Below are 23,785 nucleotides of genomic sequence, written 5' to 3' on the forward strand. Positions count from 1 at the left end.
GAACCGCACTCGTCGAACACTAGAACGTGTTCTAATTCGGTCCATGTCCAGTTCAGCGACGGGGCACGCCGACCCCGCGTTTGCGGAAGTGAAGGCCGTCTTTGAAGCAGCCCTGGCCGACGGCGACGACCTCGGCGCCGCGGTGGCGGTATTCGTCGACGGTCGCCCAGTGGTGGACCTGTGGGGAGGCATCGCCGACAAGCGGACCGGACGTCCGTGGACGCGCGACACCGCTTGTCCGACCTTTTCCTGCACCAAGGGTGTGACCGCGACCGCCGCCCTCATGGTCGCCCAGCAATGCGGCCGCGGTGTCGACGAACCGGTGAGCTCCTGGTGGCCGGAATTCGCACAACACGACAAGCACGAGACCACACTGAGCGACCTGATGGCCCACCGAGCCGGGTTGCCCGTCTTGGAGCGCCCGGTTTCGGTGGCTCAAGCCGCGAATCCCGCGGCCATGGCCGACCTGTTGGCGGGTCAACACCCGCTCTGGCAGCCCGGGACCGAACATGGTTATCACGCTTTGTCTTTCGGTTGGCTGGTCGGCGAATTCGTGCGCCGCCACAGCGATATGACTGTCGGCGACTTCACCCGGCGCCACTTGGGCGATCGGCTGTTCATCGGCGCATCCGGTGCGGCGGTGCGCGACGTCGCCCGGGTCAGTTCGCCACCGCCCGAGCAGCGCGTCTGGAGCGCCGAGAACGCGCCGCCGATACCGGACGACACCGTCGCCGAGATGGTCACCGCGATGTCCGATCCAGAATCACTGTTTATCCGGGCATCATCGAATCCCGTTGCATCCTATAACGATCCAGAAGTACTGGCAGCGGGCTGGCCCGCGGCTGGGCTCGTCACCACCGCTCGCGATCTGTCCAAATTCTACGGCGACTTGATCAGCGGAACCCTGGTCGCCCCGGGCCCTCTTCGGGAAGCGACCACAGAACGCGTACGTGGCAACGACCGGGTGCTGTGCTTGGAAAGTGCATTCGGGCTCGGCTACATGCTGCCGTCGCAGAACTTCGTGGTGCCCGAACCGGCACAACGGACTGCGTTCGGTCACCCCGGTGCCGGTGGCTCGGTGGGACTGGCCGATCTCGAACACAAGGTCGCCTTCGCGTTCGTGCCCAATCTGCGCCGCGACTGGTTGGCCGGCGATCGCCGTGCCTATCGGCTCATCGACGCGGTATACGGCGCGCTGTGACGCCGCGGCGCAACTGACACGCTCGGCGCTTCGGCGAGCAACGACCCATCAAGCGCGTTGTCATCGGATTGCACCAAATCGTTCGCAATCAGCCGGTTAGAGTCGCATATGCCAAGGACCCAGCGCGAACGTAGTGAGGCGACGGTCGCCGGGTTGCTTGACGCGTGCATCGAAACCATCATCGAGGTCGGCTACGCCCGCACCTCAGCTGCCCTGATAACCAAGCGCGCTCACGTGTCCGACGGCGCCCTGTTCCGCCATTTTCCGACGATGAGGGATCTGATGGCGGCAACCCTGCGGGAGGCTGGGCGACGGCAACTGGAGTTGTACACGACCCGGATCGCGCAAATCCCTGCGGAAAGGCAAGGGCCGGAGGCAGTTCTGCTGATTCTTCGCGACATCACCCATAACCGGACGAACGGGGTCATCTACGAACTTTTGGTCGCTGCCCGGACCGACGAGAAGCTGCGGGCCCTGCTCAGAGATGAAATCGACGCGTATCAGCAGAAGATTTTCGACGCTGCGAAGTCAGTGCCGACCGACGACCTGGATTCCTCCGATGTGGAGGGCTTCGGCGCCTTGGTGACATTGCTGCTCAACGCATTCGACGGTGCCGCCATATTCCAAGGCGTGTTATCGCACAGCGATGCAATCGAGCGCCGCCGGATCACGATGCTGGCGTCGTTGCTGAGTACCGCCCGGCCCGGCCGGGGGCAATGAACTTCCGGACAGCGGGAAAACAACTACACGAGCCTCGTAGAGTCGGGGTGCGGCGCAGCATGATTCGGATCTCATTCCGACGGCGTGGCGGTATCGGACTCTGCCGGCTCCGTGGGCGCAGGCGCCATGGCGGATACGCCCCGCGCGGTATCCGGATCAACGCGATCTGTCCCGGCGCGATCGAGACCCCGATGGTCGCCGACATGCTCGAGGGCCAGGCCGAGGCGATGGCCGCGATCATGCAGGACCAGCCGATCGGCCGCCTGGGCACCACCGACGAGATCGCCGCCGCGGTTTTGTGGCTGTGCAGTCCCGCCGCAAGCTTCGTCATCGGCGTCGCCCTGCCTGTCGACGGCGGCTTCACCACCCACTGAGCGCAGAGATCAAGACCACGAACCCTCACGAAAGAAGAGAGCCATGACGATCCTTGACGAGACCTACCCCCTGTCCAACGGTGTGGAGATCCCCAAGCTGGGGCTGGGCACCTGGTTCATCGACGACGACGAGGCTGCGCAGGCAGTCCGCGCCGCCGTCGAGATCGGTTACCGCAACATCGACACCGCCCAGGCCTACGGCAACGAGCGCGGCGTCGGTGAAGGCGTCCGCACCAGCGGCACAGGGCGCGAGGAACTGTTCGTGTCTACGAAGCTGGCCGCCGAGATCAAGGACTACGACGAGGCCGTCGCCGCCATCGACGGGTCCCTGAAGAAGCTCGGGCTCGAGTATGTCGACCTGATGCTCATCCACAGCCCGCAGCCGTGGAACGACTTCCGCGGCGGCGACTACGCCGAGGGCAACCGCCAGGCGTGGCGCGCCCTCGAGGACGCCCACAACGCGGGCAAACTCCGCGCGATCGGAGTATCGAACTTCCAGCAATCAGACTTGGACAACATCCTGTCGGGCGGCACCGTAGTCCCCCACGTGAACCAACTGCTCGTGCATGCGGGCAACACCCCGGCAGACCTCTTGGCCTACTGCAAGGACAGGAACATCCTCGTCGAAGCCTATTCGCCGATCGCACACGGGGAGATCCTCAACAACTCCGAGGTCGCGGGGATGGCCGAGAAGTACGGCGTCAGTGTGCCGCAGCTGTGCATCCGCTACACGCTGCAGTTGGACACCGTATCGCTGCCGAAGACCGCCAACCCCGATCACATGCGCGCCAACGCACAGGTCGACTTCGTCATATCGGATGCGGACATGCAGGCACTGCGAAACCTGCACGCTCAGGACTACGGCGACTCCAGCGTATTCCCCGTCTACAGCGGCAAGTAGCCAGAAGTCGCCGCTGCCTACCGATCTCCGGAATAAACCCCGCACTTGGTGAACTTGGCTCAAGGGTCGCCTTTCCTCGACCCAGGAGCATCCACATGACCCGCCCCGTTCGCATCGCCGTGCAGATCCAGCCCGGCGGTGCCCCCGACTACCGCACGTGGCGCGAAGCCGTCCTGGCCGCCGACGACCTCGGCGTCGACGTGATCTTCGGTTACGACCACTTCCACCGCCCGGCGATGAAGGCCCTCGTCGACGGCAAGCCCGTCCTGTTCGACGAGCAGCCCGACGTCGCCAACTTCGAAGGCTGGACCGCGCTCGCATCGTGGGGTGAGATCACCTCGCACGCCGAGATCGGGCTCCTCGTCACCGGCGTCGGCTACCGCAATGCAGACCTGCTCGCCGACATGGCGCGCACCGTCGACCACATCAGCGGCGGCCGGCTCATCCTAGGCCTCGGCGCCGGATGGTACGAAAAGGACTACACCACTTATGGTTACAACTTCGGCACCTTCGGTTCCCGCTTCGATCTGTTCGACGAGAGCCTGATACGCATCGAGAACCGGCTCGCCGCACTGATCCCACCGCCCGTGCGCAAGGTACCGATTCTCATCGGGGGTACGGGTCCCAAGCGCTCGCTGCCCGCCGTAGCCCTACACGCCGACATCTGGCACGCGTTCCAGGACCTCGACGCGTTCCGCAGGTCCAGCGACCGCGTCGACGAGTTGGCGGCGACGTTCGGTCGCAACGGCGCTGATATCGAACGCTCGACGCTGTGGCAGGACGCCGACAGCGCCGATGCCTTCCGCGAAGCCGGCGTCACGTTGTTCCAGACCGAACTCACCTCCGACAACGGATACGACCTGGCGTCTCTGAAGCAGGTGATCACCTGGCGGGACAACGGGTGATCACAGCCCCTCGACATCTACTACGGAGCGTCCTAGCTTGAGGCGGTGAGGGTAGGAGACGGATCCGCGTGCCGTCACCATTTGCCGTGATTGTCAGGCGCGCCGGTACGCCGTGCACGGAATCGCTGGACAATAATCACGACTCGTGAGCGATGAAGCATCGACCCAGGTCGGACCGCCGCCCAACCTGGCCGCCGGCATTGTCAAAGCGCTGCGACCTCGGCAATGGATCAAAAACGTCCTGGTGGTGGCAGCACCGTTGGCGACTCTCGGCGGCGATGTCCACTACGACTACCGAGATCTCTTCTTCAAGGTAGGCATTGCGTTTGTGGCGTTCAGCTTGGCCGCCTCCTCGATCTATCTCGTCAACGACGCGCGCGATGTGGATGCCGACCGCCAGCATCCCACCAAGCGCTTCCGGCCTATCGCTGCCGGAGTGGTCTCCCCTGTCCTCGCTTATGGATTGGCGATCGCGCTCGCCGCGAGCACGCTGGCGATCTCGGCGATGATTGCACCATCCCTCGCACTCGTGATCGCCGTATATCTGGCGATCCAGCTCGGCTACTGCTTCGGCCTCAAACATCAAGCCGTGCTCGATATCTGCATCGTCTCCTCGGCCTACCTGATGAGAGCGATTGCCGGCGGTGCGGCGACCGGCATCCCGCTGTCGCAGTGGTTCTTGTTGGTGATGGCGTTCGCATCGCTGTTCATGGTGGCCGGCAAGCGCTATGCCGAACTGCAGCTCGCTGAGCGGACCGGCGCGAAGATACGCAAGTCGCTGGAGAGCTATACCAGCACATACCTGCGGTTCGTGTGGACGATGTCCGCCACGGCTGTCGTTGTGTGCTACGGACTTTGGGCATTCGAGCGGGACGGCCATTCCGCGTCGTGGTTCGCCGTCTCAATGGTCCCGATCACGATCGCAGTCCTGCGCTATGCCGTCGACGTCGACGGCGGCATAGCCGGCGAGCCGGAAGATATCGTTCTGAAAGACCGCGTGCTGCAGGTACTCGGCCTCGCATGGATCGCGATCATGTGTGCTGCAATCGCTGCAGCTTGAGTTGTTGACTCTTGCCCGACACCTCCGGAGATTAGGAACGATGGCGGGATGAGCCCAGTCGCCGAATTCGACTTCATCATCGTGGGAGCGGGCAGCGCAGGCTGCCTGCTCGCCAATCGACTCAGCGCCAACCCCGACCACCGCGTGCTCCTAATAGAGGCCGGTGGCAACGACAACTGGTTCTGGATCAAGGTGCCGGTGGGCTACCTCTACACAATCGCGAACCCCCGCACCGACTGGTGCTTCACCACCGAGGCCGATCCAGGTCTGGCCGGCCGCAGCATTCACTACGCACGGGGCCGAGTGATCGGAGGCTGTTCGTCGATCAACGCCATGATCCACATGCGCGGACAGGCCAGCGATTACGACCTGTGGGCACAGGCCACCGGCGATGACCGATGGCGCTGGGGCGGCCCGGACAGTCCTGGCGAGACACTGGCGATCTACAAGAAGTTGGAAGACTACTTCGGCGGAGCCGACGAGTGGCACGGCACCGGCGGTGAGATCCCCGTCGAGCGGCCGCGGGTGCGCTGGAAGATCCTCGACGCCTGGCAGGCCGCCGCTGCCCAGGTCGGCATCGCCCCGATCGACGAGTTCAACCGGGGCGACAACTCCGGCAGCGCGTACTTTCACGTCAACCAACGGCGCGGACGGCGCTGGTCGATGGCCGACGCCTTCCTCCATCCTGTCGCCCATCGACCGAATCTCACCGTCTACACCCAGACGCAGGCCCTGCAACTGCTGATGGATGACCAGGTCGATGAGACTCAGCGTCACGGTGCGTGGACCACGGCTGCGCACCGCGTGACTGGCCTGCGGTTGCTCAAGGACGGCCAGATCATCAACGTCAAGGCCCGTCGGGAGGTAGTCCTGAGCGCCGGCGCGATCGGCTCGCCGCAGCTCATGCAGGCCTCAGGTCTCGGCCCGGCCGGGCTACTCTCCCAGCACCACGTGCCGGTGGCAGTCGACCTGCCGGGAGTGGGTGAAAACCTCCAGGACCACCTGCAGCTGCGAACCGTCTACCGCATCCAGGGCGCCCAGACCGTCAATACGCTGTACCGAAATTGGATCACCCGCGGCGGCATGGGACTTCAGTACCTGGCGCTGCGATCAGGACCCATGACCATGCCGCCCTCCACCCTCGGGGCATTCGCCAAAAGTGATCCGGCGCTGGCCAGTCCGGATCTGGAGTGGCATGTACAGCCCCTGTCCTTGCCCAAGTTCGGTGACCCCCTGCACCCCTTCGGAGCCATCACTCCCTCGGTCTGCAACCTGCGACCAAGCTCGCGCGGTCATGTGCGCATTGCCGATGCAGATCCGCTGACCAACCCGAAGATCTCCTGCAACTACCTGTCCACCGACGCCGATCGTGAAATCGCCGTGCGCGGCCTCCGGATGACCCGGGAGATCATGGCGGCACCTGCCCTGGCCCGCTACCACCCAGAAGAGTTGCTGCCCGGTCCGCAACTGGTGAGCGACGACGACCTGCAGACGGCGGCCGGCGAACTCGGCACCACGATCTTCCACCCAGTGGGCACGTGCACGATGGGAGCCTTTGACGCACAAGGACTTCCGCGGTCGTCCGCCACGGTGCTCGACACCGACTGCCGCGTGTACCGCGTCGCCGGTCTTCGAGTGGTCGATGCTTCGGCGATGCCCACCATCACGTCCGGGAACACCAACGCGCCGGTCATGCTGATCGCCGAGCGTGCTGCGCGGGCCATCCTGGGCTGAGGTGACTACACACCGCCCGCGGGGATGGGTGCGGACTTCGCACTGGTCGGTGCCGGATCTGGTCGACCGTCGGCGGGTGGCCATGCATGTAGGTAGCGTCGGTGGGAACAGGCGAATTGGAGGTGGCCAGAACAGGAAGGACGTGAGCAAATGAGCTCGTTCGACAGAGTTCGGGTCCGTGGCGCGCGCGAGCACAATCTGCGAGACGTCGATGTGGATGTCCCGCGCGATGCTCTCGTGGCATTCACCGGTGTGTCCGGCTCGGGTAAATCCTCCCTGACCTTCGGCACACTGTTCGCCGAATCCCAGCGGCGGTACCTGGAATCCGTTGCGCCGTATGCCCGTCGCCTGATCGACCAGGTGGGCGTTCCGGATGTCGACTCGATCGAAGGGATGCCGCCCGCGGTCGCGCTGCGTCAGCAGCGAGGTGCCACCAGCACACGGTCGTCCGTCGGCAGCGTGACGACACTGTCCAGCCTGATCCGCATGCTGTACTCGCGTGCGGGCAATTATCCGGCGAAGCAGCCGATGCTCTACGCAGAAGACTTCTCCCCCAACACGCCCCAGGGCGCCTGTCCCACCTGTCATGGCATGGGCCGCGTATACGAGGTGACCGAGGCACTGATGGTGCCGGACCCGACACTGACGATCCGTGAGCGCGCAATCGCCTCGTGGCCCCCCGCCTGGTACGGCCAGAACCTGCGGGACATCCTGGTCTCGCTCGGTTACGACGTCGACGTCCCCTGGGAAATGCTGCCGCGCAAAGACCGCGATTGGATCCTGTTCACCGAAGACCGCCCAACGGTGCCGGTCTACGCCGGGCTCACCCCGGCACAAACCCGCCGTGCCATCAAGGACGACTGGGAACCCAGCTACCAGGGCACCTTCATCGGTGCTCGCCGGTACGTTCTGGATACTTTCGCCACCACCAAAAGCGCCGGCGTCAAGAAGCGCGTCTCGCAGTTCGTCGGAAGTGGACCATGCCCAGCGTGCCACGGGAAGCGGTTGAAACCTGAGGCGCTCTCGGTGACCTTCGAGTGTCTCGACATCGCCGCGCTGTCAAGGCTCACGTTGGACCAACTCGCTGAACTCTGCAGCACGGTGCTCGGCCCGGACTGGGCGCCCGAGGTGTCCCGTGAGGTACTCGACAAGAAGACACGAAGGTCGGCGGTCAAGGCCCGGGTGGAAGCTGGAGGGTCCGCCCATATCGCGGCGCCAGATGTTCGGCAGACACCCAACATGTCAGCCGAGAAGCGTGCCGCCGCACAGCGATTGGTGGCCGATCTGCAAGAGCGACTGCAACCGCTGATCAACTTGGGGCTCGGATATTTATCTCTCGCACGCAGCACCCCGACGCTCTCGGGAGGAGAGCTGCAGCGCGTCCGGCTGGCGACACAGCTGTCGTCTCAGCTGTTCGGAGTCGTGTACGTGCTGGATGAACCTTCGGCCGGTCTGCACCCTCGCGACCGCGACGCGTTGCGCGACATCTTGCAGGGGCTCAAACGCAGCGGCAACAGCGTCTTCGTGGTCGAGCACTCACTCGATATCATCGCCGCCGCAGACTGGCTGGTCGATATCGGGCCGGGTGCGGGAGTGGACGGCGGTCAGATCCTCTACAGCGGGCCGCCGGCAGGTCTCGCCAAAGTCACTGAATCCGTCACGCGCCGTTACTTGTTCGGCAATGGCGCACAGACGAAGCCGCGCACCCCACGGGATCGGAGCGACTGGCTGGAGCTCGCCGACGTGCGGCGCAACAATCTGCACGATGTTTCTGTGTCGGTCCCCTTACGGTGTCTCACCGCAGTTACGGGAGTATCCGGATCGGGTAAGTCAAGCCTCGTCGCACACGCACTCGCCGAAATCGTCGGCGATCACCTGGGCCGCCCCGTCCGCTTCGACGACGTGGGTGACGACGACCTGCTCGCCGAGGCCGCGCCTCTCGCGTCGGGCGAGGTGGTCGGCGACCCCCGCGGCATCCGCAGAGTCGTCTGCATCGACCAGAAACCGATCGGCCGCACGCCGCGATCCAATGTCGCCACCTACACCGGACTGTTCGACTACATCCGGCGAAGGTTCGCCGAGACTCCGCAGGCCCAGGCTCGGGGCTACAAGCCCGGGCGGTTCTCTTTCAACGTCGCCGGCGGACGCTGCCCAACCTGCGAAGGCGAGGGGTGGGTGATGGTCGAACTGCTGTTCCTCCCAAGTGTTTACAGCCCGTGCCCGGACTGCCATGGAACCCGGTACAACGCAGAGACCCTCGAAATCCGATGGCACGACCACAACATCGCCGAGGTGCTCGAGCTCAGCGTTTCGTCGGCCCGGGGGTTTTTCGACGGCGAGGCGGACATACTTCGAGCTATCGAGGCACTTTGCGACGTCGGGCTCGGCTATCTACGACTCGGACATCCAGCCACCGAACTGTCCGGCGGCGAGGCGCAACGCGTCAAGCTCGCCGGTGAACTGCAGCGTGCGCACCGGGGCGACACCCTCTACCTGCTCGACGAGCCCACTGCAGGACTCCACCCCGCCGACACCGACCGGCTGCTCGCACACCTGCACCGGCTCGTCGATGCGGGCAACACCGTGGTTGCCGCCGAATTGGATATGCGCGTAGTCGCACAGGCTGACTACGTCGTCGACATGGGTCCCGGCGCCGGCGCTGCCGGTGGCCGGATCATCGCCACGGGCACGCCTGCTGAGATTGCGGAGTGCTCGGACAGCGCTACTGCGCCCTACCTGGCGGCTGCGCTCACGCCCTGAGCAATCCGCCCGGTCCTGCGTTCGCCCGTTCACCCACGATGCGAGCAGATCTCGTGATTCGTCGCGATGAGTTCTGTCCCCCGGTGCAGTCTGATCTGCATGGGCAGACTCATCTATGGCTTCAACGTGTCGCTGGACGGTTACATCGCCGACGCACAGGGCAACATCGACTGGTCCGAGCCGAGCGAGGAATTGCACCAATACTGGAACGACTTCGAGCGGGAGACCGCCCTGTCGATCTACGGGCGGCGGCTCTACGAACTGATGTCCGCATACTGGCCGACCGCCGACAAAGCTCCGGACGCCACGCCTCTGATCGTTGACTTCGCCCACGTCTGGCGTGACATGCCCAAGGTCGTGTTCTCGCGCACTCTGGAGTCCGTCGACTGGAACTCCCGACTGGAACGCGGCGACCCGGTCGAGGTCGTGACGAGATTGAAGACCGAGACCGAAGGACAGATGGAGGTGGCCGGCGCGACGTTGGCCGCACCGATCGTGCAGGCCGGACTGGTGGATGAGTACCGGATCGTGATCGCGCCCACCGCCGTCGGCGGCGGTACACCGTTCTTCCCGACACTGCCGTCATGGATCTCGCTGCGACTGCTGGAGAACCGCACCTTCCCGGGCGGCACTGTCCTGTTGCGCTATGAGACGAAACGCAACTGATCTCGTCGTCGCGTTACTCCGCGTTCTGTCCGAGCAGCGAAAAGAACGTGTATGACGGGTCATCTGGTCCCGGACTACCGGATGGAGCGGCGCGCGTCATCGGATGGCTCATGTCGACGGTCGACGGATTGTGCACATGCGCCCAATCGGTAACGATCTGCCGGGCGGTGAATTTCCATGCACCATCGCGCTTTTCATACTTGTCCAGATACCGCCCACCGATGATGAGCTCGGTTTCGCCGTCGCCCGAGACGAACGTGTGGGTGGCGATGCTGTAGATCTCCCCCTCCGCGCGGTCGCCGCTGATCGCGAAGTTCGCGGTGGTGATGTGGTGTTGCATCGACCGGAGATACGGACGGGTGTCAACGAGCGTGCGCAGGAAATCATCCACGGACCCCGAGGAGAAGGCGCCGTGGTCGTCGTCCGCGTCCTGGTGGTACAGGCTCCGGAGCGTGACGATGTCCCCGCGATCGACGGCCCGGCAGTACCCGTGCACCAGCTTGCGCAATGCGAATTCGTCGAGCATCTCCTGCACGAGCGGATCCGGCGTGGCAGACGACATCTCTACAGGCCGGAGGGTACGACCTTGTCGTTGACCGTCACCTTGACTTCACCGGTCTTCGCGTCGTACTCGACCTTGCCGTGCTCGAACGTCGACACCAGCAGATCGCCGTCGGCGTTCTCGTCGCTGGTGGGGACACCCAACGGGCCTGCCGAGCCGTTGTCGCCGGTGACCGCCGGCACGCCGGCGGGGTCGCGTGGGACATTCCAGGCTTCCCGGATCTTGCCCGAGGTGATGTAGGCGGGCGTGCCCGCCTCGTCATTCTTGGCGACGATCACCCCGCCCTGGAACTGCTGGAACACCACGCCGCTGTCCCGGGTGCCCGCATTACGGTCACCCGTCAGCGGCTTGCCGAGGAGTTCCTTCTGTTTGTCGGTGGCCGACGCGTATTTGGCAGCGATCGGGCCGGTAAGCGTCACCTCGACGTCTCTCTCACCGATGAGCTTCACCGGTGCGGTCTGCGCCGGGTTTTGAACCGTGGAGGTGGAGATCAATCCGACCTGAGGCGACATCGATGCGTCGACGCTCTTGTCGTTGCTGCAGCCCGCGGTGATCAGCGCGACTGCTGCCAGCCCGGCAAGTGCCGCGTGGCGGTATGCGCTCGTCCTCATGGGTTTCCTCTCGCGTGTACCTGCGGTGTGGGTCAAGTTACAGCTGAACCCTCGTCCGGCCGGGACTATAACCCAACCACTTGAGTGGCGCAGGCGATCGCAGCCTCACGCCACCGTTCGACGGCGTAGCGGCACAGCCCCTAGATAACTTCTGCGCGAATAGAACTCAATGAGCTTTATCCTCGCTGCGGATAGCGTGACCGGGCACTCCTACCGAATCCGACGTCGCACCTCGATCCCGGATTTCAACCACGAGAGGCGCGTTGACACACATGTTGAATCGTTTCGCCACGCTGGCCGCTGTCTGCGTGTTGGCCCCGGTCGCGTTGGCGCCCTTCGCTGCGGCCGACCCGCCACCGCCGCCGGACCCCGCGGCACCTGTTGACGCCGGCCCACCGCCGGACAACGGCCTGGTCGCCTCGGCCGAGCCGGGCGTGGTCACCACACCGGACGGCTGGAAGCTCACGGTCTCGGCCAAAGACGAGAGCCAGCTGCCGATCGCACCGCTGACCACCGCCGCGTCGTCGCGCGAATACCTCGTGGCCGGCACGTTCACCGGCACCGTTACCGGCGGCGGATCCACCTCGCTGACCGGCGGCACGCTGGACACCGGCTACCAGATCGGCTGCGGTATCGAACTGGGACAGGTCCGGTTGGTCGGTTCGATCGGTCTGAGCACGTCGGGCTCGACGCTGGCCGGCATCATCCCGACCGGTGTGAGCATGCCGATGTCGGGCACCGTGGAGATCCACCCCAAGCCCGGAACCGTCACCAACGTCTCGGTGAACAAGAAGTCGTTCAAGGCAGCGCCGGTACGGGTCACCCTCAAGGACGTCCACATCAAGGTGGACGGCTGCGTGGGCCAGTCCTTCCTGCGCTCGTACGCGACCCTCACCAGCTCCACCACCGACACCGACGATGTGATCGCTTACTACGGCATCACCAAGTCGGTCTGACGGGTTTTGCCCGAAAGGTCAGGTGACCGGTTGCAGCGCGGGGCCGGCGGCCTGACTGTACAAGTCAGCCGCCGCACTCAACGCGGCCTTGATGGTGTTGTAGTAGTGCGTTCCCACGCCGCCGCCGCGGTACTTGAACAGCTGCGGGTTCTGCGCCAGCGTGGCCGCCAGCACACTGTCACCGTTGATGGCGTACTTCTTGGACGCTTCGGAGAACCGGGCGATGAACCGGGCGATCGCCTTGTTGGGGTCCTGACGCTCGGCGACGGTGCCGAAACTGGCTTTCTCCTGGAACAGGCCGATGACTTCATCAGCCGCGCCCCCTGAGCTGCCATACGCCTGCACACCGCCGGACACGGTCGGGCGGAACGTGGACTCGATCTTCGCAGTGGCGATGACGGTCTTGATCTGATCTTCGCTCAGCCTGGCAGCGTGACCCTGGCTCACGATGGCCTTGACGATCTCCTGCGCGCTGGAGTCTTTGGTGACCACCACCACCGGTGGGGTGGGGACGACGGCTGCGGCGTTCTTGGTGACCGGGTCCACCGCCGGCGGTTGCTCAACCGCGACCACGGCGTGCCGGTGCGTCGGAGCAGAAAGCAGAGTGGCGCCGCCGAGCCCGGTAACGACCAGAGCGGTGGTGATGATTTTCCGTACGTGGTTCTGTTTTCCGAACGTCTCGGTTGGTCCGCCGAACTTCGGCATGGTCGTACTCTCTTCTGTCAGCTGTGAAAATTTGTGGAGCCGTGTCCGACACGCCCGCCCCGTCCCACCGCCATTCAGGCGCCAGTAGACAGGGATGGACCGTGCACCGGTCACTCTGGGGCTTCCACGCGCCGATCCGACCAAATGCACGCGACTAAGAATTTGCTATGCGCGATTCGGCCGGGGCGACGCAAGAGTCAGCCCGCCGCCGACACGTCACATTTATGGCAACTACCACCCTTATTGCCACAATGTGACTGGCGTCACTCTACCTGGCACTACAGAGGTGTAGTAATTAGCGGAGAACTGTATTAGAACATCCGAAATCTGGCAAAACGCCAGTACAGGTTGACCCTGACCGCAGCCAAAGGACGCCTCATCGATGATCGGCTTTCCGTTTGCCGAGGCTCATCCTGGCGCGTTATTTATCCGCCGCTAGGTGCACAAATATTGACTGTTGAGCACGCAATTCGAGGGTGGCGTGTACGACCCGGACAACACGCCTCTCAGGCCGCCGGTGGCGGTACCGCCCGGTGCAATGATGCGGTTCCAATTCGCGGGCGTGAGCACATAATGCGTGCCATAGCGCGTGATGTTGCTGCTCCACGTGTGCGAGACGGATTCGCCCATCGGCAGGTCGAATTCGAGCTTCCAATCGGATAGCGGCACCGCGCTCGGGTTGGTGATCGTGAAGTGGCCGATGAAGCCGGTCTGCCATGTCGATGACACCCACAACCTCGCCGCGGGCGCAGCCGCATGAGCTACGGGGGTGACGGCAAGCCCGGGAATGGCAACCAGCAACGCCGACACCGCTACCTGAACCGCTGTGCGCCAGCGCTTCACGTGAATGCCCAATCCCGCCATGGTGGCAAAGTTAGAGCCAAACGGGCCATGTGGGCGCGTCGCATCGCGGCCCTGCTGCAGTACCTTTGCCCAACTGAAACCATCACGAAATCTCCGGTCTCGCCTGATTCGCTGAATGAAACGTTCACGCCCGCCTCTAACCGCGCAGGTATAAACATCGTCAGCCGACGATGGCTGGGAACATGCGGACAGTTGTGGTGATCCGCCGGAAACGATCGGGACAGCCATGGGTCGGCACCGTGCCTCGCATATCGCAGCGCAACATCGACCTTCCACCGGACAGACCGGGCCGGGAGCAGCAATCCATCTGGGGCGCGTCGGTTTGTTGGCGCTGGGTTTGGGCATCGGTGCGGTGGTGGCGGGCAGCGCCGGAATCGCCAATGCCGAAGGCTCCCCGGACAATAACGCCGGTGGTTCCGCCGCACATTCTTCGGATCCATCGGCCGGTGCCGGCCCGGTGAAGAGGCCGCCCTCCGTCGGATCGCCTGGTGCCAAGACCCGCAAGCTCGGGGCGTCACCCACGTCAAGGATCAGACCGGCCGACAGCCGCCGGGCTCCGATCGGCGATGAGCAGGCACCCGGTGCCGGCCCGGCATCGATACCGGGGTTGTCCGTGCGTATTTCGCGGAAGATCCCGGCTCCCCTGAGCTCCGGCGCACCTGCCAGAGCGACCGGGTTGTCGACCTCATCCACGAGCGTGCGTCCCAACTCCACTTCGATCCGCTCACGCCGGGCCATCGCACCGACCGCTAGCCCGGCCCCCACCGGCTCGCCCGCGGCGGACCTGCCCGTCGCCCTGCCTTCGGCGGCGAATACCGTTGGCGCGCCGGCAGTTCCGATGCCGATGGTGCAGGTGCTGCAGCTCGTCCACCGGGAAGTCGAACGCTTCACCCTCGGCGCCAACCACTTCCGGCCGGCGGCCAGCACCACCCCGATCGGCGTCAATGCCGTTCCGGCGATCGCACCTGGGGTGCCCTCCCCCGCTGATCAGGTCCCCACCGTGTACGGCGAGATCGGCAAATGGATGCTGCAATCCAACGGGCAGATATCCAATTACGGTGGGCTGCCGTACCAGGGCAGGACGGTCCTGGAGCCGGTCAACGTCATCATCGTCGACCCGACGTCGACATCGGCAGCTGAGGCCGCCTGCAAGCTCAACACGGTGATGTTCTGGTCCGGCTACCCTGCCCAGCCCATTCACAGCACCGGGTTCCAAGGCACGATCGACGACGTGACCTACGGGCAGCAGCCCACTGGCCTGTTACTGGGCTACTCGGACAACTTCTTCCTGTTTCCCAACAACCACGGCCGAATCTTCGGGCCCGACCCGGTGGAGACCAGCGCGGGCTACGTCTGGAGTGGCTCGTTCAGCACCGAACAGTTCGTCATCTACGACCTGTTACCCCGGCACGCGTACGTCTCGTCCAACCTCGCCCGAAATGCGCTAGCGATTCGGCTGCTCGCCAGCGGCCAGGCGACCTACGGCGGCATGGTCGCGTTGGACAACTCGTACAACACCGCCACCACGACAACCGGTGACCATGACGGCTACGCCGTGGTTATCGTCCTGAAGTAGACGCGATGCACCAATCAAACGAGCAGAGGCACCGATGATCCACAGCGAGGGAACCCCTTTCGATACACACCCCGAGTACGAACCCGTCGGTGCTACCGATCCAGGCGATCTCACGCTGCCGTTGTACGGGGCGACATTCGGCCAGGCACTGTCGCGGTTCTTTCGCAGCTATGCCCGTTTCTCCGGTCGCGCCTCTCGCAGCGAGTACTGGTGGGTCATGCTCACCCTCGGAATCGTCGCCTTTGTCTGCGGAATGTTGGCCGGTGCGGCCGAAGAGGACAGCACACTTGGACTCACGTTCCTGGTGATACTGCTGATACTCACACTCGCGTGCGCGATCCCCGGCTGGGCACTGTTGGTCCGCCGACTCCACGATGCCGACCTGTCAGGTTGGCTGTCCCTGCTGACCGTGTTGCCCTACATAGGATTCGTGATCCAGATCGTCTTCGGAGTGCTTCCGTCGAAACACTTCGGGGAACGCTTCGACCGACGGTGAGACCCTCGCGGCCATCGGACCCACACCCTACGGGCGCAGAATCTCTGTTGGAGAAACGGTTTCGACGAACGCACGCGCAGCATCGGCGAGTTTCCGGTCCGCAGTGGCCAGCGCGTCCGCCTGCAGCTGGGTCAGTGCGATGTACTCGGCCTGGTAGGTGTCCGGCCAGTCCAACTGGGCGGCAATTCGCCAAGCGCGGTCCTGTAGTACCCGATCGCCCAGGAGCCGGATCCGCAGCCCGCGGATGCCGTCGAGGACCTTGCGGGCGCCCGGTTTGTCGATCTCGCCGCGTCGCACCGACTCGTACACGAGGGCGAGTGCCTGCGAACGCAACAGCGTGGGCGCCACCAGGCTGTGCTCCGGCGGAATCGTCGCCTTGTCGGCGGCGAGCTTGACGGCCACCGGGGCATCGATGACAAACGCTGTCATACCAGTAGCTTCGCACGGACACGAGCCACAGGTAGCGGGTCGCACGTTTGAAGGACCTGAGTTTGGATACCCCTCGGGTGAAGAAGAAGGTAACTAACTCCTGCAGACAACAGGAATACGGCGGAGGGAGCCCGACGTGGCATTCTCGCAGATCGCAATGAAAACGATGGCAGCTGCGGCCGGGATCGCGGCAGCTGGAATGGTGGCAGCGACTCCGGCATACGCAGATCCGGAAACGCTCCAGTTCGGCCAAACCGCAGAAGTTCCCAGTCCAAATGGCGCCATCGACTACACCGTGAGCAACTTGCAGCCCAGCGGTCATAACGACGGGATCTGGTATGCCGATGTAACGGCCGAGGCCGTGAGCGGCTCCCCGACCCCGAACATTTCCGATTTCAACGCTCGGGCCGTCAACAGCTCCACCTACGCGGACATGAAGGGCAACCAGACGGACGGTCTTGCCAACCAACCGATCGCACCGGGGTCTCAAACCACCGGGCGGCTCTACTTTGACGTACGAGGAGGCACGGCGCCCGACAGCGTGGTCTATCGGGACGCCGGTGGTACCGACAAGGTGGTTTGGAAAGACTGACCACCAATCCGTGGAATCGACGGAAAGGTGACGGCTGACGTCGTCCTGCGGTAACACTTTTGGTCATGACGATCGCAGAGGACGTCAAGGCCGAACGCGCAGCATTGACGGAGTCGTTGACCGAGTTGGGCCCGTCAGCCCCGACCGCGTGTGGCGGGTGGACCGCGCTGCACCTTGCAGCCCATCTGGCTGGTGAAGAACGCTACGGAGGTGTGACGACCTTCATTGCCCGATCCCTGGTGACGCGTGGCGTTTCGGTGTCCGGTACACCGAAGATGGTCGACATTGCGCTGCGCCGGGAACAACGACACGGCTTCGCGGCAGTGATCGGCCGGTTGCGTCGGCCGATGCCGCGGCTGCTGCTGCAACCGACGGTGGCGCCGCTGGCTCTGTTCGAATACTGGACGCATCACGAGGACCGCGTCGGCTTCGAAAACGAAGCGCACGCCGTGCCGGTGACGCTTGCGGAGGTCATTCCGCTGGTACTGCGGTATCAGGTCAAGAAGTTGCCGCTGGGAGTTCGGGTCACGGTCAGCACGAGCGACGGCGGCCGGCGGTGGTCAGTCGGGCCGACGTCGGGACCGGAAGTGATTCTCGGTGGCTCTGCCCCGGATCTGGTCCGGTGGCTGGCGGGTCGACGAGCAGCAGGTGAGATCACCATGGCCGGGCCCAGCGCAACGGTGCAGGAGCTCCGCGCATTCGGTGGACGAGTATGACTGGCGGACAATGGACTTGGGCCGGTGTGAGGCTGCGTTGACTGTCGATGACGACCTCGACTCGCTCTACGGCATGCGGCCCGAAGAGTTCACCGGCCGGCGCAATGAGCTCGCGACAGCGGCAAAGAAGCGTGGAGATGCGTCGGCGGCCAAGGCAATCGCCTCAGCCCGACGGCCGACGACGGCGGCGTGGGTGGTGAACCTGCTCGCACTGACCGACGCGACAGTCCGCCCGAAATTGACCAACCTGCACGAAGCGCTGCGCGCCGCACACGCGGCCATGGATGGACAACGCATCCGCGAGCTGTCCGCGACGCAGCGAACCCTCGTGCAGGACCTGACCCGCGCTGGATTCGCGGCCGCCGAACTGTCCGATCCGACAGCAGCATTGCGCGACGACGTCACCGGAACGCTCCAGGCAGCGATCGCCGATCCCGAAGTCGCTGCGCGTCTGGGCCGGCTGTCGAGAGCAGAAGAGTGGTCAGGATTCGGTGACTTCGGCGCATCGTCTGTTGTGACCACGCGTTCCCGTCCCGACACGGGGTCCTCGGCGAAAGTCAACCCACCGCCTCCAGAGGAACAGTCACACGAGGACGCTGCTGCGGTCGAGGAGGCCCAGCGCCGCCGTGACGCCACCACATCCGAACTGGGCGAGGCCCGCGCCGCACACGACGACGCGCTCGCAACGTTGAAGCAGCGCCGGAGCAAGGTCGCAACCGCACGTCGGCGTTACGAGAAAATCCTCGAGACCCTCGCAGCCGCGCAGCGCGACCTCGAGGCAGCCGAAGCGCAACTCGACCTCGCGCAACAATCCGCCGATGAGCTGCAGAGCCGGTTGCGAACCGCCGAAGCAGCTGTGGCGCAGGCAGAATCGCAGCTGATTCGGCTAACGGACAAGTAGCGTTTGCGCGTCAGACGCCGAAGGCTTTCGCATACGCAACCTCACCGCGGGGTACCGCCGCATCAGGATCGAGAGTCAGGGCCAGGAAGTTGTCGTCCGGCGCCTCGAACGGCGCAGTGATGCCGAGCCGCGATGCCGGGCTGAACCCGAACCGCGGGTAGTAATCAGCGTGGCCCAGGACGACAACCAGGTTCTCCCCCAGTTGGCGCGCGCGCTCCAGCCCTGCGCGAATCGCTGCCGACCCAGCCCCACTTCGCTGGAGATCGGGCAGGACCGCGCAGGGCCCGAGCGCAAGTGCGGGATGACCGTCGACAGTGCATCGCGAGAGCAACGCAAAGCCCACCATTTCACCGTTCACGTCGCAACTGACGACGGAAAGTCCGTCGATCCAAGCGGTCGGGTCTTCGCGGAGCGCGTCGACGAGGTTCGCTTCCAGCTCGGTGGGAAATGCGGCCGCATTCACGGCATGGATGCGCTCGACATCCTCTGGCTGCTCAACTCGGGTACTCCACATATCCAATCTTCCACTCTCTGACGGTGTTTCATGCGACGTGAACGATGTATTCTGCCCGGTCCGTCAACCCGGCACAGTGCCGGACGAGCGTCCGAGGTGGCGGGGAAAGAACCGGGTGTCGATCCGGCCATCGGTAGGCACCGGGTGATGCCGGCCAGGGAAGGCATGCAGCACTTTGTCTTCCGAGGCGAAAGCGCCGAACAGCTCGAGGCCGAATCCGCGTGGGATCTCCTTGTCGTCCCACGGGAGGAGGTACTCGACAGGGATGGCCACCTGCTTCGCCGCCACCAGCAGCTCAGGGTGTTCGACTGCCGAGCCGAAGAGCGCGGCGGTGATCCTGGACTCGACCGCGACCAGCGGTATTCCGACCGCACTCGCCAGTGTCATGCCGGAGTAGCCGATCGGCGCTCGTGGGTCGATCTGTGGCAGGGCTTGGACGGCGTCGATGGTGGCCCGCCATTCGGGGATGGCGCGTTCGGCCACCGAGTGGCAGTAGTCCGCGAGGTGCCGACCGAACGACGGGCTGCCTTCTGCCCGCGCCTGCTGGAAAGCGTTGACCAGACGAACATCTGCTGCGCTGCGTGGCCGTTCGCCATGCCCGGGCGCGTCGATCGAGACAACGTGAAAACCATCCGTGCGCACCGAAGAGTAGGCCCGGGCGACGTGCCCCGGGGCCCTCTTGTCCAAGCCGCCGGGGTGACCGGCCAGCAGCACAGGAGCGCCGTCATAATCGGTTTCCGGTGACCAGAGCACACCGGTGATATCGCCGAGGGTGAAGGTGCGTTCGATGACGCCGTTCGACGACGTCTCAGAGGTGAATTGCATGATGTGATGCCCTTTCGGGAGTGCCAATGTTCAGGCGCTCCCGGCGACACCTACCTCGATCGCCCGACCGTGAACACGAGTGGGAGCACCCACAGGGTTACAACGTCCATGGGTCTCACCTCCTCGCGTGCCGTCACGGTCGCAGGCACGTTATCAATGCGACGGCGACCCCGTCCAACGGTTTTCGTGCGCGTCCGTATTACGTACCATCGAGTTCGGACAATCGGCCGTCCTCTCCCGACGCGAAGGTTCTCCTATGCACGCAATTCATGGCAACCAAACTTCCGCGGTGCGCAACCGACGGAAGATCTACGGGCCCGCGGGGCTGGTCGCGGCCTCATTCACCGCGCTGGCACTGGTGAGCGCCACGGCGCCCATTGCCAACGCGGCCCCATGCCCGGACGCCGAGGTGGTGTTCGCCCGCGGGACCGGCGAGCCGCCAGGTGCCGGCGGTATCGGGCAGGCGTTCGTCGATGCCCTCCGCGCCAAGGCCGGCGCGAAGTCGGTGGCTGAGTACCCGGTGAATTACCAGGCCAGCGCCGATTTCGCCGATGGCATCCAGTTTGCTCTCACGGTCATCGACGGCATCAGGGACGCAACCACCCACATTCAGGCGGTCGCCGCCGACTGCCCCGCCACCAAGATGGTGCTCGGCGGATTCTCCCAGGGTGCAGCCGTGGCGGCATTCACCACCGCCGCCGATATCCCAGAAGGTGTCCCGGCGGCCTTCGTGCCGCCGCCGATGCCGCCGGAGATTGCCTCGCACGTGGCCGCCGTGGCGCTGTTCGGGAAACCGTCAAACCAGTTCCTCAGCGACGCCGGCGCGCCGCGAATCACCATCGGGCCGCTGTATGCGCCCAAGACCATCGATCTGTGCGCCACCGGCGACAGCGTGTGTAACGGTGCAGCGCCAGGACCGCCCACCGGCGCGCACAACTCGTACATCGCCAACGGCATGGTCGACCAGGCCGCGCAGTTTGCGGTCAGCCGCTTGTAGCGACCCCACCGCTGATCCTTTCCCGTCCGCCTGGTTGCGGATGCTCGTGCCTGGGCGAACGGCACTTGAACCATGTCTGCACACCCGCACCACCGAACGGAGTAAACGTATGGGCACCAACCGAATCACCAACGGAACCGAGCGCACGCTCATCGAGAACACACTCGACCGAAATCGTGAAGCACTCATCGCCACCGCACGCGGGCTGACGGACGCCGACGCACGGCGACACCTCGTGACATCGCTGACGACCCCGATCTCCTTGATCAAGCATGCGGCTGCCGCGGAAAGGATTTGGTTCCAACGGTTCTGGGGCGATCTCGACGAATCCGAGTGCGACGGATACTCGAGGCGAGACGAGGGTACGTTCGCCGTCGCCGAAGACGAGTCGGTCGCCGACGTGATCGCCGAGTTCCAGCGCGCCAGTCAACGATCCCGCGACATCGCCGCCCGCTTCGACCTCGACGCCACGATCGACATCCCCGCCGAGGGCAGTGTGAGCATGCGGTGGACGCTGCTCGCCATGATCGAAGAGTTCGCCAGGCATGCCGGCCACGGCGACATCCTTCGCGAACAGATCGATCAGGCCCGCGTTGACCGCGGCACCACCGAAACTTCTTGACTTGAACCCGGCTTGGGTTCCCGCACCCGGGCCTACCTCAGTCGAGACAGAACTCGTTGCCCTCGATGTCCTGCATCACGATGCAGGACTCCTCGAAGCCGTCGGCGGGCAGCACCCGCACCTGCACGGCCCCGAGCGCCACCAAGCGTGCACACTCCGCTTCCAGGGTCGCGAGGCGTTCTGAACCCACGAGTTCGCCGCCCACCCGGACGTCGAGGTGCACTCGGTTCTTGACGGCCTTGCCTTCCGGTACGCGCTGAAAATACAGTCGCGGGCCGGTACCCGACGGATCGATGCAGGCGAACGCGGACCCCTGGCGCTCCGGACTGAGGGATCGATCGAAATCCGCCCAGGTGTCGAACCCCGGCGGCGGCGGAGGCAGCACATAGCCCAGCACTTCGCACCAGAAGCGACCTACGCGCTCGGGATCTGCGCAATCGAAAGTGACTTGGAATTGCTTCACGGAGGCCATCAGCCGACCCTAGCCATCTGCTGCGCTCGATCGCTGGATAGTTCCGACGGCACGACGGCGTTCCCACGAGTAAGACAGGTCATTCGACGTGTCTTCAGTGCAGCCCTCAGGAGGAACAGTATGAGTTTGGACAGCAGTGCACGGGTGGGCGGTCCGGTCGACGAGTTGGTTCCGTCGCGCTACGCGGTACAGGTTGGCGACATCGAGGTTCTGGTGATCAGCGACGGAGTGCTGCCCATTACGACCTCGACGTTGGCCACCAACGCCGACCCGACCGACCTGGCGGTCTGGCTGGGTGACAACTTCCTGCCGCCCGAGGTGATCGACTGGCCGCTGAACATCGTGGTGGTCCGCAGCGGCGATCGGACCATCCTCGTCGACGCCGGGCTGGGCCTGGAATTCCCCGACTTCCCCCGGGCCGGCCAGACGGTCCAGCGCCTGGAGGCCGCCGGTGTGGACCTCGGTTCGGTGACCGACGTCGTGCTCACCCACATGCACATGGACCACGTGGGCGGACTGATCACCGAAGGAGTTAAGGAACGGCTGCGGCCCGATCTGCGGATCCACGCCGCGGCCGCCGAGGCGGAGTTCTGGGAGAAGCCTGATTTCTCCCGCACTGTCATGCCGCAGCCGATACCGGATGTACTCCGACGGGTCGCCTCGCAGTTCCTGGACGACTACCGGGGCCAGCTGCGCACATTCGAGACGGAATACGAGGTGGCGCCGGGCGTACTCGTCACCCGCACCGGTGGTCACACCCCCGGACACAGTGTGGTCCGCCTGGATTCCGGCGGCGAGAAACTGACATTCGCGGGCGATGCCGTGTTCGCCCCCGGGTTCGACAACCCCGAGTGGCAGAACGGATTCGAACACGACCCCGAAGAGGCAGCCCGCGTCCGCATCGAGCTGCTGCGCGAATTGGCCGCGACCGGAGAAGCGCTGGTGGCCACCCACCTGCCATTCCCGTCCGTGTGCCACGTGGCGACCGCCGGCGACGTCTTCCGGTGTGTGCCCGCCGCCTGGGATTACTGATCGGGTTACCGGGTCACCGGTCGTGATCGGCCGGCGTTCTCCACGGAGGCCGCCGGCCATCCACGTTTCGGACGGCGGCACCGCCGCCTCTTCATTTTTGACATCCGCGTCAAACTTCAAGGCAGCGTTGGAGTTTCCGCCAGCGAAGTCGCGGTTTCCACCCGCAGCGGGCGCGGAACTGCGAGCATGGCCGTAACGGCGCAGCGTCGGCAAACGTTGATCTGCCGTGTTCAGCCGGGATGAAGGAGCGGAAGATGCGTACGATGATGACTTCTGAGGTGCGACGCCTGCTGACGAGATCGGCGCTGGCGGCAATCTCGGGGATTGCGGTGCTGGGCGCAGTCACTCCGGTGGCCGTCGCCTCGGCAGCACCCCGCATACCCGCCGCTCTCGACTCCCCCAACAGCCCAGATGATCCGGCGTGCGCCACGGAAGGATGGAATCCCGCCTGCTGGGGAGGCATGTACGACCAGACGCCAGACGACGGGATACCAGGAGACAACGCGGCGGACGGAGGCATTCCGGCCCCGGCAATGGTGCCGAATGTCGACGGGTCGATGAGCCCGCCCGGCACACCCGGAGCCATCTAGTCGC

At 64.7% G+C, this 23,785-nt stretch carries 27 protein-coding genes; 19 read left to right on the plus strand and 8 right to left on the minus strand.

The features are described from left to right. The first annotated feature begins 43 nt into the window (after window positions 1-43). The 9 genes from AB0876_RS32470 to AB0876_RS32510 all read left to right on the plus strand — a co-directional run bounded on the left by AB0876_RS32470 (window position 44) and on the right by AB0876_RS32510 (window position 10,321). On the plus strand, window positions 44-1,201 hold the full coding sequence (locus tag AB0876_RS32470) for a serine hydrolase domain-containing protein (protein ID WP_526044056.1): 1,158 nt from the start codon (window positions 44-46) through the stop codon (window positions 1,199-1,201). A gap of 108 nt (window positions 1,202-1,309) precedes the next feature. Further along, complete coding sequence (locus tag AB0876_RS32475) at window positions 1,310-1,921, plus strand: TetR/AcrR family transcriptional regulator (protein WP_526044057.1); 612 nt, start codon at window positions 1,310-1,312, stop codon at window positions 1,919-1,921. A gap of 59 nt (window positions 1,922-1,980) precedes the next feature. Further along, complete coding sequence (locus tag AB0876_RS32480; RefSeq protein WP_526044058.1) at window positions 1,981-2,295, plus strand: SDR family NAD(P)-dependent oxidoreductase; 315 nt, start codon at window positions 1,981-1,983, stop codon at window positions 2,293-2,295. Window positions 2,296-2,338: 43 nt separating this feature from the next. After that, a complete protein-coding gene (locus tag AB0876_RS32485; RefSeq protein ID WP_526044059.1) occupies window positions 2,339-3,196 on the plus strand; it encodes an aldo/keto reductase in 858 nt (285 codons plus the stop codon). 95 nt (window positions 3,197-3,291) lie between these two features. Next, complete coding sequence (locus AB0876_RS32490) at window positions 3,292-4,101, plus strand: LLM class F420-dependent oxidoreductase (RefSeq protein ID WP_526044060.1); 810 nt, start codon at window positions 3,292-3,294, stop codon at window positions 4,099-4,101. Window positions 4,102-4,246: 145 nt separating this feature from the next. Further along, complete coding sequence (locus AB0876_RS32495) at window positions 4,247-5,161, plus strand: decaprenyl-phosphate phosphoribosyltransferase (protein WP_491840045.1); 915 nt, start codon at window positions 4,247-4,249, stop codon at window positions 5,159-5,161. Window positions 5,162-5,209: 48 nt separating this feature from the next. Continuing rightward, window positions 5,210-6,895 (plus strand): GMC family oxidoreductase, encoded by a 1,686-nt coding sequence (locus tag AB0876_RS32500; RefSeq protein WP_526044061.1) that lies wholly within the window; start codon window positions 5,210-5,212, stop codon window positions 6,893-6,895. A 150-nt stretch (window positions 6,896-7,045) separates the two neighbouring features. Further along, window positions 7,046-9,655, plus strand: a complete 2,610-nt coding sequence (locus tag AB0876_RS32505; RefSeq protein ID WP_526044062.1) for an excinuclease ABC subunit UvrA — start codon at window positions 7,046-7,048, stop codon at window positions 9,653-9,655. Window positions 9,656-9,754: 99 nt separating this feature from the next. Beyond that, window positions 9,755-10,321, plus strand: a complete 567-nt coding sequence (locus AB0876_RS32510) for a dihydrofolate reductase family protein (RefSeq protein WP_526044063.1) — start codon at window positions 9,755-9,757, stop codon at window positions 10,319-10,321. Between the two features lie 13 nt (window positions 10,322-10,334). On the opposite strand, the gene AB0876_RS32515 is transcribed toward AB0876_RS32510, so the two are convergent. Then, complete coding sequence (locus AB0876_RS32515) at window positions 10,335-10,883, minus strand: nuclear transport factor 2 family protein (protein WP_491840041.1); 549 nt, start codon at window positions 10,881-10,883, stop codon at window positions 10,335-10,337. A gap of 2 nt (window positions 10,884-10,885) precedes the next feature. Beyond that, window positions 10,886-11,494 (minus strand): LGFP repeat-containing protein, encoded by a 609-nt coding sequence (locus AB0876_RS32520; RefSeq protein WP_526044064.1) that lies wholly within the window; start codon window positions 11,492-11,494, stop codon window positions 10,886-10,888. 272 nt (window positions 11,495-11,766) lie between these two features. Here AB0876_RS32520 and AB0876_RS32525 point away from each other — a divergent pair, with 272 nt between their 5' ends. Next, entirely contained in the window at window positions 11,767-12,450 is a 684-nt protein-coding gene (locus tag AB0876_RS32525) for an MspA family porin (protein WP_526044065.1), read from the plus strand. 18 nt (window positions 12,451-12,468) lie between these two features. Here the strand turns inward: AB0876_RS32525 and AB0876_RS32530 are convergent, their stop codons facing one another. Next, on the minus strand, window positions 12,469-13,155 hold the full coding sequence (locus AB0876_RS32530; protein ID WP_526044066.1) for a hypothetical protein: 687 nt from the start codon (window positions 13,153-13,155) through the stop codon (window positions 12,469-12,471). A 435-nt stretch (window positions 13,156-13,590) separates the two neighbouring features. After that, entirely contained in the window at window positions 13,591-14,019 is a 429-nt protein-coding gene (locus tag AB0876_RS32535) for a cellulose-binding domain-containing protein (RefSeq protein WP_491841628.1), read from the minus strand. A gap of 838 nt (window positions 14,020-14,857) precedes the next feature. Here AB0876_RS32535 and AB0876_RS32540 point away from each other — a divergent pair. Both AB0876_RS32540 and AB0876_RS32545 read left to right on the plus strand, forming a co-directional pair. Further along, window positions 14,858-15,595, plus strand: a complete 738-nt coding sequence (locus AB0876_RS32540) for a hypothetical protein (RefSeq protein WP_526044067.1) — start codon at window positions 14,858-14,860, stop codon at window positions 15,593-15,595. Between the two features lie 34 nt (window positions 15,596-15,629). Beyond that, window positions 15,630-16,091: a DUF805 domain-containing protein gene (locus AB0876_RS32545; RefSeq protein ID WP_491841630.1), complete on the plus strand. Its 462-nt coding sequence runs from the start codon at window positions 15,630-15,632 to the stop codon at window positions 16,089-16,091. 27 nt (window positions 16,092-16,118) lie between these two features. On the opposite strand, the gene AB0876_RS32550 is transcribed toward AB0876_RS32545, so the two are convergent. After that, window positions 16,119-16,520 (minus strand): type II toxin-antitoxin system VapC family toxin, encoded by a 402-nt coding sequence (locus AB0876_RS32550; RefSeq protein ID WP_526044068.1) that lies wholly within the window; start codon window positions 16,518-16,520, stop codon window positions 16,119-16,121. 136 nt (window positions 16,521-16,656) lie between these two features. Between AB0876_RS32550 and AB0876_RS32555 the strand changes: the two genes are divergently transcribed. The 3 genes from AB0876_RS32555 to AB0876_RS32565 all read left to right on the plus strand — a co-directional run bounded on the left by AB0876_RS32555 (window position 16,657) and on the right by AB0876_RS32565 (window position 18,729). Next, on the plus strand, window positions 16,657-17,112 hold the full coding sequence (locus AB0876_RS32555; protein WP_491841632.1) for a DUF1942 domain-containing protein: 456 nt from the start codon (window positions 16,657-16,659) through the stop codon (window positions 17,110-17,112). A 65-nt stretch (window positions 17,113-17,177) separates the two neighbouring features. Beyond that, window positions 17,178-17,828, plus strand: a complete 651-nt coding sequence (locus tag AB0876_RS32560; protein ID WP_526044069.1) for a maleylpyruvate isomerase family mycothiol-dependent enzyme — start codon at window positions 17,178-17,180, stop codon at window positions 17,826-17,828. A gap of 37 nt (window positions 17,829-17,865) precedes the next feature. Continuing rightward, entirely contained in the window at window positions 17,866-18,729 is an 864-nt protein-coding gene (locus tag AB0876_RS32565) for a hypothetical protein (protein WP_526044070.1), read from the plus strand. A gap of 10 nt (window positions 18,730-18,739) precedes the next feature. Here the strand turns inward: AB0876_RS32565 and AB0876_RS32570 are convergent, their stop codons facing one another. Beyond that, window positions 18,740-19,243: a GNAT family N-acetyltransferase gene (locus AB0876_RS32570; RefSeq protein WP_491841635.1), complete on the minus strand. Its 504-nt coding sequence runs from the start codon at window positions 19,241-19,243 to the stop codon at window positions 18,740-18,742. A gap of 63 nt (window positions 19,244-19,306) precedes the next feature. Beyond that, on the minus strand, window positions 19,307-20,068 hold the full coding sequence (locus AB0876_RS32575; protein WP_526044071.1) for an alpha/beta hydrolase: 762 nt from the start codon (window positions 20,066-20,068) through the stop codon (window positions 19,307-19,309). 256 nt (window positions 20,069-20,324) lie between these two features. Between AB0876_RS32575 and AB0876_RS32580 the strand changes: the two genes are divergently transcribed. Both AB0876_RS32580 and AB0876_RS32585 read left to right on the plus strand, forming a co-directional pair. Next, window positions 20,325-21,065 (plus strand): cutinase family protein, encoded by a 741-nt coding sequence (locus AB0876_RS32580; protein WP_526044072.1) that lies wholly within the window; start codon window positions 20,325-20,327, stop codon window positions 21,063-21,065. 109 nt (window positions 21,066-21,174) lie between these two features. Beyond that, on the plus strand, window positions 21,175-21,687 hold the full coding sequence (locus tag AB0876_RS32585) for a mycothiol transferase (RefSeq protein ID WP_526044073.1): 513 nt from the start codon (window positions 21,175-21,177) through the stop codon (window positions 21,685-21,687). A gap of 37 nt (window positions 21,688-21,724) precedes the next feature. Here AB0876_RS32585 and AB0876_RS32590 read toward each other — a convergent pair whose 3' ends face one another. Further along, window positions 21,725-22,159, minus strand: coding sequence for a VOC family protein (locus AB0876_RS32590; RefSeq protein WP_491841639.1), 435 nt, complete (start codon window positions 22,157-22,159; stop codon window positions 21,725-21,727). Between the two features lie 120 nt (window positions 22,160-22,279). On the opposite strand from AB0876_RS32590, the gene AB0876_RS32595 reads away from it, so the two are divergent. Beyond that, the gene (locus AB0876_RS32595) at window positions 22,280-23,191 is read left to right on the plus strand and encodes an MBL fold metallo-hydrolase (RefSeq protein ID WP_491841640.1); all 912 of its coding nucleotides are present in this window, start codon (window positions 22,280-22,282) and stop codon (window positions 23,189-23,191) included. 254 nt (window positions 23,192-23,445) lie between these two features. Beyond that, window positions 23,446-23,781, plus strand: coding sequence for a hypothetical protein (locus tag AB0876_RS32600; protein WP_491841641.1), 336 nt, complete (start codon window positions 23,446-23,448; stop codon window positions 23,779-23,781). The last annotated feature ends 4 nt before the right edge of the window (window positions 23,782-23,785 follow it).

The sequence above is a fragment of the Mycobacterium sp. NPDC049093 genome, from assembly GCF_040704635.1.
In the GTDB taxonomy this organism is placed as follows: domain Bacteria; phylum Actinomycetota; class Actinomycetes; order Mycobacteriales; family Mycobacteriaceae; genus Mycobacterium.

Excerpts from the sequence above, each read along its gene's own strand:
- AB0876_RS32470 (WP_526044056.1), top strand. The coding sequence starts at position 44 with ATGTCCAGTTCAGCGACGGGGCACGCCGACCCCGCGTTTGCGGAAGTG.
- AB0876_RS32475 (WP_526044057.1), top strand. The coding sequence starts at position 1,310 with ATGCCAAGGACCCAGCGCGAACGTAGTGAGGCGACGGTCGCCGGGTTG.
- AB0876_RS32480 (WP_526044058.1), top strand. The coding sequence starts at position 1,981 with ATGATTCGGATCTCATTCCGACGGCGTGGCGGTATCGGACTCTGCCGG.
- AB0876_RS32485 (WP_526044059.1), top strand. The coding sequence starts at position 2,339 with ATGACGATCCTTGACGAGACCTACCCCCTGTCCAACGGTGTGGAGATC.
- AB0876_RS32490 (WP_526044060.1), top strand. The coding sequence starts at position 3,292 with ATGACCCGCCCCGTTCGCATCGCCGTGCAGATCCAGCCCGGCGGTGCC.
- AB0876_RS32500 (WP_526044061.1), top strand. The coding sequence starts at position 5,210 with ATGAGCCCAGTCGCCGAATTCGACTTCATCATCGTGGGAGCGGGCAGC.
- AB0876_RS32505 (WP_526044062.1), top strand. The coding sequence starts at position 7,046 with ATGAGCTCGTTCGACAGAGTTCGGGTCCGTGGCGCGCGCGAGCACAAT.
- AB0876_RS32510 (WP_526044063.1), top strand. The coding sequence starts at position 9,755 with ATGGGCAGACTCATCTATGGCTTCAACGTGTCGCTGGACGGTTACATC.
- AB0876_RS32515 (WP_491840041.1), bottom strand. The coding sequence starts at position 10,883 with ATGTCGTCTGCCACGCCGGATCCGCTCGTGCAGGAGATGCTCGACGAA.
- AB0876_RS32520 (WP_526044064.1), bottom strand. The coding sequence starts at position 11,494 with ATGAGGACGAGCGCATACCGCCACGCGGCACTTGCCGGGCTGGCAGCA.
- AB0876_RS32525 (WP_526044065.1), top strand. The coding sequence starts at position 11,767 with ATGTTGAATCGTTTCGCCACGCTGGCCGCTGTCTGCGTGTTGGCCCCG.
- AB0876_RS32530 (WP_526044066.1), bottom strand. The coding sequence starts at position 13,155 with ATGCCGAAGTTCGGCGGACCAACCGAGACGTTCGGAAAACAGAACCAC.
- AB0876_RS32535 (WP_491841628.1), bottom strand. The coding sequence starts at position 14,019 with ATGGCGGGATTGGGCATTCACGTGAAGCGCTGGCGCACAGCGGTTCAG.
- AB0876_RS32540 (WP_526044067.1), top strand. The coding sequence starts at position 14,858 with ATGCCGATGGTGCAGGTGCTGCAGCTCGTCCACCGGGAAGTCGAACGC.
- AB0876_RS32545 (WP_491841630.1), top strand. The coding sequence starts at position 15,630 with ATGATCCACAGCGAGGGAACCCCTTTCGATACACACCCCGAGTACGAA.
- AB0876_RS32550 (WP_526044068.1), bottom strand. The coding sequence starts at position 16,520 with ATGACAGCGTTTGTCATCGATGCCCCGGTGGCCGTCAAGCTCGCCGCC.
- AB0876_RS32560 (WP_526044069.1), top strand. The coding sequence starts at position 17,178 with ATGACGATCGCAGAGGACGTCAAGGCCGAACGCGCAGCATTGACGGAG.
- AB0876_RS32570 (WP_491841635.1), bottom strand. The coding sequence starts at position 19,243 with ATGTGGAGTACCCGAGTTGAGCAGCCAGAGGATGTCGAGCGCATCCAT.
- AB0876_RS32575 (WP_526044071.1), bottom strand. The coding sequence starts at position 20,068 with ATGCAATTCACCTCTGAGACGTCGTCGAACGGCGTCATCGAACGCACC.
- AB0876_RS32580 (WP_526044072.1), top strand. The coding sequence starts at position 20,325 with ATGCACGCAATTCATGGCAACCAAACTTCCGCGGTGCGCAACCGACGG.
- AB0876_RS32585 (WP_526044073.1), top strand. The coding sequence starts at position 21,175 with ATGGGCACCAACCGAATCACCAACGGAACCGAGCGCACGCTCATCGAG.
- AB0876_RS32590 (WP_491841639.1), bottom strand. The coding sequence starts at position 22,159 with ATGGCCTCCGTGAAGCAATTCCAAGTCACTTTCGATTGCGCAGATCCC.
- AB0876_RS32595 (WP_491841640.1), top strand. The coding sequence starts at position 22,280 with ATGAGTTTGGACAGCAGTGCACGGGTGGGCGGTCCGGTCGACGAGTTG.
- AB0876_RS32600 (WP_491841641.1), top strand. The coding sequence starts at position 23,446 with ATGCGTACGATGATGACTTCTGAGGTGCGACGCCTGCTGACGAGATCG.